At 68.3% G+C, this 6,510-nt stretch carries 5 protein-coding genes; 1 reads left to right on the top strand and 4 read right to left on the bottom strand.

From position 1 onward, the window contains the following. On the top strand, window positions 1–567 hold a 567-nt coding region (locus ACLJPY_RS50030), incomplete at its 5' end, for a hypothetical protein (RefSeq protein WP_410598075.1). On the opposite strand, the gene ACLJPY_RS50025 is transcribed toward ACLJPY_RS50030, so the two are convergent. Genes ACLJPY_RS50025 through ACLJPY_RS50010 form a run of 4 tightly spaced genes read right to left on the bottom strand, consistent with a single transcriptional unit; the run spans window position 503 to window position 6,399 of the window. Continuing rightward, window positions 503–979: a hypothetical protein gene (locus tag ACLJPY_RS50025; RefSeq protein ID WP_410598074.1), complete on the bottom strand. Its 477-nt coding sequence runs from the start codon at window positions 977–979 to the stop codon at window positions 503–505. The genes ACLJPY_RS50030 and ACLJPY_RS50025 overlap by 65 nt on opposite strands. After that, window positions 979–3,039, bottom strand: a complete 2,061-nt coding sequence (locus ACLJPY_RS50020; RefSeq protein WP_410598073.1) for an integrase — start codon at window positions 3,037–3,039, stop codon at window positions 979–981. The genes ACLJPY_RS50025 and ACLJPY_RS50020 overlap by 1 nt, the downstream gene beginning before the upstream one ends. Continuing rightward, a complete protein-coding gene (locus ACLJPY_RS50015; protein ID WP_410598072.1) occupies window positions 3,036–4,946 on the bottom strand; it encodes a hypothetical protein in 1,911 nt (636 codons plus the stop codon). The genes ACLJPY_RS50020 and ACLJPY_RS50015 overlap by 4 nt, the downstream gene beginning before the upstream one ends. Next, window positions 4,930–6,399 carry a tyrosine-type recombinase/integrase gene (locus ACLJPY_RS50010; protein WP_410598071.1) on the bottom strand — a complete coding sequence of 490 codons (1,470 nt, stop codon included), beginning with the start codon at window positions 6,397–6,399 and terminating at the stop codon, window positions 4,930–4,932. Before ACLJPY_RS50010 ends, ACLJPY_RS50015 begins: the two co-directional genes overlap by 17 nt. Window positions 6,400–6,510: the final 111 nt, after the last annotated feature.

The following is a 6,510-nucleotide window of genomic DNA, read 5'->3' as shown; positions in this document are numbered from 1 at the left end:
CCGTTCCCCAGCTTCAGATGTCTCACGAGACAGCGAGCGATGCTGGTCGAGGTCAGGGTGGCTCCCGGTGAGCCGCCGGAGGCGTGCTTGGATGCGGGAGTGACGATTGCCGCCTTCGTGATCTCCTGCCTGGGACTAGTGTTTGCCGGCATCGCGGTCTGGTATGGCCGCGGGCAGAAGCGCGCCGCTGACTTGTCTGCTGCCGAGGCGAAGCGTTCTGCTGATGCTGCCGCGGAGATGGCCGAGGTGGAGCGGGCCCGTCGGACGGAGGAGATCGCCGAGGCCGAGCGTCGCCAGGTGCGTTTCGACCTCCTGGCCGAGGGCGGCCGCGCATATGTGCTCGTCAATTTGGGAACCGATACCGCGTATGGCGTGCATGTCGACACGGGCGGCCTTGGTGCCATGGGCGAGGTCACCGACTTTGAGGCGCTCGAACCTGGTGACCAGCACAGGTATTTTCTCATAAGGACGGGAGATCCCGATCTTGCGGGGCATGTCGTGGTCACCTGGCATCACCGTCCGGACCAGTCTGACGAACGTCGGACGGTGAAGCTGCTCGGCCCGTAGTCCTGCTACGTGTACTGAATGGAACGACGGTGTCGTCGCGGCTGAGCTGTTGCCGCAGAGCAGTGTTTTCGTGGTGCAGGGTCGCGATGACCGTGGCAGCGGCTTCGAGACGTCGCCGCAGTTCGGCGCACTCATCGGTTTTCTCGGCCAAGCGCGTCCGAAGTGGGGTGTCCTCGTCACCGACCGGTGCTGGCCGGATCGTCTTCGCGCCGAGCGCTGCGACGGCCTCGTCCCATTCAGCTAGCGCGGCCTTGGCGCGATAGAGGGTGGCGTGGCTGACGCCGGCTTCCCGTCCGAGGTTCGCTTTGGTCAGACGGCCGTCGGTGTGCTTGGAGCGCCCGGACAGGAGCCGCTGTGTGGCATCGTTGAGGGCTGTGTGGACGCCTGGTGAGACGTCGTCGGTGTTGTTCATCAAGTCACCTTCCGTAGGACCGCGCGGACGTCGTCGAGTTCTCGCCGGAGCGCTGTTTTGCGGCAGGGTGCGATCTTGGGTATGTCGAGGAGAGTGAGCAGGTTCTGTTCTTCAATCCGCCAAGCGGGGACATGCTCGGGCCCGAAGAGACTGTTGCCGCAGCGGGCGGGCTGGCAGCGGTCGACCAGCGGGCCATAATGCCCGGCCGGGACGACGGTGTTCTCCAGGCACTTCGCGCCGACAGGGTTGGCTTCGTCGAGGGTGCAGTGGTTGAGCTTGCCGAAGCGAATCGAGATGCGGGCCTTGCGAAGCAGGTCATACTCGACTCGCGCGTCTCCGTGTTGCGCTTGCTCGGAGGCGCGGATGACGCTGTCGAACGTGTCGCGGATCCGGTCGGCGGCTGGTCCGTAGCCGACGGACTCGCCGCGCCGGTGAGCGTCGTAGAGGTCCTGCAGGCGCTGGAATTGCGTAGTGGACAGCGCGTCGTCGAGGTGACGGGCCCAGGCCGGCGCGGCGTTGGCGTAGCCCTGGGTGGCGCGGTTGGCCAGGGCGCGGGTGGTGACGTGTTTGAGCTGGATGCCCAACGCGATCTCGGAGCCGGGATGGTCGCGGGTGAGCATCGACATGGTGCGCCGGAACATGTGCGGGGTGATCCTCCCGTCGGGGATGACGGGCAAACCGCTGTAGCGGCGGTAAGTGTTGACGCGGCGGATGAAGGAGTCGATGGCGTACTGGCTGGCGAAGCCCTCGTCGTCGCCGCCGTCACGCACCCGGCCGAACGCCAGATTCGGGTGCAGCGACAGCTGCGACGCGGTGAAGATCGCGGTGGCTGCCGGTTCGATGATCCACCAATGCCGGGCGGGCAGGCCGGGATCGCGTTTGCGTTTGGTGGAGACGACCGCAGGCGACCCATAGTGCTGGACGACACTGTCATGGGTGATCTGCCGGATCTCGCTGTCGCGCATCATCGACAGCGCGGCCACGAAGATATAGCAGGCGTTGCGCAGCGCAACGGCTTCGAACCAGAGCTGCAGCGGGTGCAGGCAGTGGTGCCAGGGACCGCGGGTGCCGTCGGGCCGGGTCACTTCGGTGAGGTCGTTAAGCAGGCCTGGCTGGGTGCGACCCGCGGCAACAGCGTCCAGGACGAGGCTGCGACGGTGCCGTCCGGCCGGATTGCCGGTGTTGAAGACGTTGTTGGTGGCGCCGATCATCGTGGTCAGCACCGACCAGTTCACCGCTGCCGCAGCGGGGTCGCCTGCGGCGGCCGGGCGAACGGGGACCCGGTGCTGCGGGTCGGCGAGCCAGGCTGTGACCAGCGGTGTCAGCTCCGCGGTGTCATATGTGCGGGCGGTGGCCTGCAGTCCTTGCCAGAGAGCCAGTGCCCGCAGGATGTCCGGTCCGAACACGTCGATGTAGGTCCAGGCCGAGCGCACCAGCGGGAACCAGGTCTCCGGCGGGATCACCGGTGTGGTCAGCTCCCCGGTGTCGCGGATGCCCAGAACATGACTCGCGGGCCGTCCGGGCCACGGGTCCGCCGGCAGTCCCCCGCAGGCCAGCGCGGGACCGAACTCGTGGAGCGCTTTGATCACCACGACGTGTTCGTTGACGCTGCTGAGGGTCAGCCGTTGCCGCTGCGCGTCGATGTAGCGGTGGAAATCCTCGACGTCCCACCGACTCAAGTCCGCCGGAAGACCTTCGGTCTCGGCCCAGCCGGCCAGCGTGCGCATCGTGCCGGCGCGCAGCGCCGTGGTGCGGGGCTCGCGCGGTTGTGGCTTGAGATGAACACCGGCGGCCAGGACTGCGGGGTGACGCGGGTTGAGCCAGATCATCACCATCTCGCGAGCCCGGAGGTTCCAGGCCGGGGACAGCCCGGCGAACGACACCCGGTAGTTGGCGGCGTACTGGTTCACGGGCCGCTCGACGACGCCGTTGAGGTTCCACTGATCCCGCTGCCCGAACAGGAGCGGTCGGGCGTCGGGCAGCAGCGGGTGGGACTGGACGACGGGTTCGTCGTCGCGGAACGCCGAGTGCGCGGCGGGCAGGGGCAGTCGGGTAGTCATCGGTCGAACTCCACGTGTGCAGACAGCGGAAGGTGCAGATCGGCCTGACCGGCCGTGATCTGCTTGCGGGCGAGCTCGATCTCGGCGGGTGCGCGGTCGGCCAGCACCGCGGCGAGGTTGGCGTGGCTCTGTCCCCAGAGCGCGTGGAAATGCTGTGGCGTCAACCGGTTCCGCAGCCGAGCCAGATGGTCGGCCAACAGCAGCAGCTGTGGCAGATTGGACGGCAGGACCAGGGCGTGGCGGCATTCCAGGCAGCGCAGCGGCGCGACCGGGCAGAGGTCCCCGGCCTTGCCGAACGGGGAGTCGAACGGATCGCGGCAGGCCGAGACGCCCATGTCCATCGCCCCGTCTCGCAGCTGTGCGACCTGCTGCGGAGTCAGGCCCGCCGCGGCGGCCCCGACTGAGTCGTCGAGTGCCTGTTCAGCGTCCTCGGTCAGGACCGTCGGGCCGGTGAGCGCTTCGTCGAGCCAGCGCTGCTGGGCTCCGGTGATGACGTGCCCGGCGATCACCTTCACGGTGGTGCCGTGGGCGTAGTGGCCGTGGAACACCTCGACGCTGTTGTCGTCGGCGACGTCGCTGACCCGCCCGCGGTAGGCCAGTGCCTTCTCCACCTTCCCGGACTTGCGCAGCCGCCGGATATCGGCCGGCCCGCTCACCCGCAGCTTCATCTGCTCCAGCCAGATGTTCAGGTCTGCGCCGTTCATGTCGCCGTTGAACCGGCTGATCGTCAGGTCGTAGACCCAGATCGCCGATCGCAGGAACAGCGGCGCGGAGGTGAGTCCGCTGCGGGCCCGGAGCTTGGCGGTAGCGGCCAGCAGGCGCCGCAGGATGTCGGCGGCGTCCAATCGTCCGGTCGCCAGGTGCGTCACCGTGACCGTGCCGTCCTCGGTGTCCGCGGCGGAGCTGCTGGTGTAGAAGCGGCGGCGGATCGAGCGGGCCCGGTTCTTGGTGAAAGTGAGCAGGACCCCTTGCGGGGTGAACTCCACCTGATCCTCGGCCAGGCCGGTGACTTCCTCCGAGGTGTGCCCGGTCGCGGCGATCAGCAGGATCCGGAAACCGTGCAGATCACGGTTGCGGGGATAGAGCATTCCCGTCAGGATCCGCAGCAACGTCCGGCCGCGGTAGTTCAGCGCCGTCCCCGGCGGCAGCAGATCAGTCAGCTCCGCCGGCCAGTCGGCCGGGCTCGGCAAGTGGGTCAGCAGGTCTCGGGTCGGCATGCCGTGGTCGATCGCCCAGAGCAGGTTCGCCGGTTCCAACCAGCCGCCGAGTTCGGGATCCACCGCGTGCTCGAGCAGGTCGCGGCCGCGCTGCAGCCGCCGCTCCAGCGCACCGATATCCGCCCAGGCCGCTCGGACCAGGGCCTTCTTGTCCGCGCGGGAGAACTCGTCGACCTCACGAGTCGCGCCGCGCCGCAGCCCGGTCGATCCGGTCAGCCACCCGCCCAGGTGGGCGGTGACGTAGCGGTGCGGATGCGCGCCGCGGCGCCGGACCAGTTTCCGCAGCCGTCCGGCCTGATGCGCGGGCTCGGTGGAGCCGGGCGGCCAGTGGGCCGGCAATTGCCTGGTCCAGTTCAGGATCACCGGCAGCAGATCAGGGACCGTGTGAGCCAGTGAGGCGTCCGCCGCTGCGGGCAGGTGAGCGTCGACGAAGTGGCAGAAGCTGCGGATCGCTCGCCGGTAGCAGCGCATCGTGGCGACGCCCAGATCATCGGTCGCGCCCAGTTCCACCCACTCGTCGGCCAGCTCGGCCGCCAACGCCGCGCAGCGGAACTCGGACGGGTCGAGGGTGGTCGAGCCGACGTGTCCGTTGGGCTCGGCGCCCTCGATGCGGCGCCGGCCGATCCTCGACGGTGCCGGGTCGCGTCGCTCGGGGCGTGGGGCGCTTCGGTACTCACCTTTGCGTGGCATCGCCGCTGCCCTCCTCGGTGCCGCGGGTGAGCAGCTCTCGGCCGATCTCGGCGTAGGTGAGCTCGTCCTGAGCTGCCCAGGCGGCGAACGCCTCGTCGACCTCGCGCATCGGGTCTTTGAGGTAGCGCAGGTAGATGTAGGTGGTGGCAGGGCTCGCGTGCCCGAGGCGGCGTTGCACGATCAGCAACGGGTTGTAGGCGATGTGGTCGGCCAAAGTGGACATGGGCATGCCGGACTGCGCCCCGTCCTGGGCGGCCCGCAGCATCAGGAACCGCAGCAGCTGCAGCGCGAACGTGTGGCGCAGATCGTGGAACAGCCACGGCTGAGTCGGCATGATCGGAGCAGCAAGATCCGCTGCGTGCAGGCGCATCCGTTCCCATGCCCGCCATCGGATTTTGTCCCAGGTGGACGGATGCGGCATGGTCCCGCCCAAGCCGACGAACACCGCCAACGGCTCCAGCCCATCGCCGGTGTCCATCACCGTGATCGCCCGCAGTTCCGGCGGCATGTGCCGGATCGTCCTGGTCACCCGCCGGCCTTCCAGAACGCCGCGCAGCTTGCCGCGGCCGTCTTGGTCGGCGTCCACGAGGAACAGGTCCGGCCGTCGTTTCGCCAACGTGGCCTGTGCGGCCGTCACGACGTGCCGCCGCTCCAAAAGCAGATAGGTCCGCACCAGCTCCAGCGCTGCGCGGGGCGCATAGACGGTGCGGGACCGGCCGAATTTTGCGCAGGCGGCGAGCTGGATCTCGACCCCCTCGCGCGGCCGTGCGCCGTCCAAATCCAGCTCGGGCAGCAGCAGTGTCGACCACTCGCCCAGCCGCATTCCGGTCAGCAGTCCCAGCTCCGCTCCGGCGCGGCTGCGGTGCGGGGACCTGCCCCGGAACGAACGATCCACCGATCCGTCCGGTAGCTGTCCCGCCAAGCCGACGTCGCGGAAATACTGGTACTGCTCCAAGGTCATGTGCCGCACCCGCAGATCCCGCGTCACGCTGTTGCGCAGCGAATCCCGGCTGCCGTCGCCGCGCCACGGCCTGGCCGCGACGTACCCTTCCGCCACCAGCCAGGCGTATAAGCGGTTGATCGCGGTCGCCTCGGCCTCCCACGTCGTCTTCGCGATCGGCTCCGGCTGCTCCCGCGTCCGCAGCGCCCGATACTCCAGCAGGTCGGTCTCAGTCGCCGACATCAGATCCGTGCCTGCCTGGCTCAGAAACTCCGACAGTCTCAACGCGACGTAGGCGTATTTGCGCATCGTCTTCACGCTGCGCCCCATCAGCGCGAGGTGGCGAAACCACGATGACACCGGCTCGACCGGACGCATCCCCAGGTCGAGCAGGACCGGCGTCCCGTCCAGCGCCAGCCGCCGTCCGAACAGGTCAGACAGCTCCGCCCGCTCGATTCCGGGCACCTCCCCGACAGCGAGTGCCCGCCTCCGGTTGGTGAAGTACAGCTCCAACGAACCCTCCGCATATCCATGATCAACAGTCATTGCGGAGGGCCTAACGAGCCACGAAGAGAGTGGCATCTGGGTGAAGCAATGAGACGGTTCCAGACAGGCTGGAGAACC

Source organism: Amycolatopsis sp. lyj-23, from assembly GCF_046549135.1.
Classification (GTDB): domain Bacteria; phylum Actinomycetota; class Actinomycetes; order Mycobacteriales; family Pseudonocardiaceae; genus Amycolatopsis.
This window is presented reverse-complemented; position numbering and strand designations above follow the sequence as displayed.

Excerpts from the sequence above, each read along its gene's own strand:
- ACLJPY_RS50025 (WP_410598074.1), bottom strand. The coding sequence starts at position 979 with ATGAACAACACCGACGACGTCTCACCAGGCGTCCACACAGCCCTCAAC.
- ACLJPY_RS50020 (WP_410598073.1), bottom strand. The coding sequence starts at position 3,039 with ATGACTACCCGACTGCCCCTGCCCGCCGCGCACTCGGCGTTCCGCGAC.
- ACLJPY_RS50015 (WP_410598072.1), bottom strand. The coding sequence starts at position 4,946 with ATGCCACGCAAAGGTGAGTACCGAAGCGCCCCACGCCCCGAGCGACGC.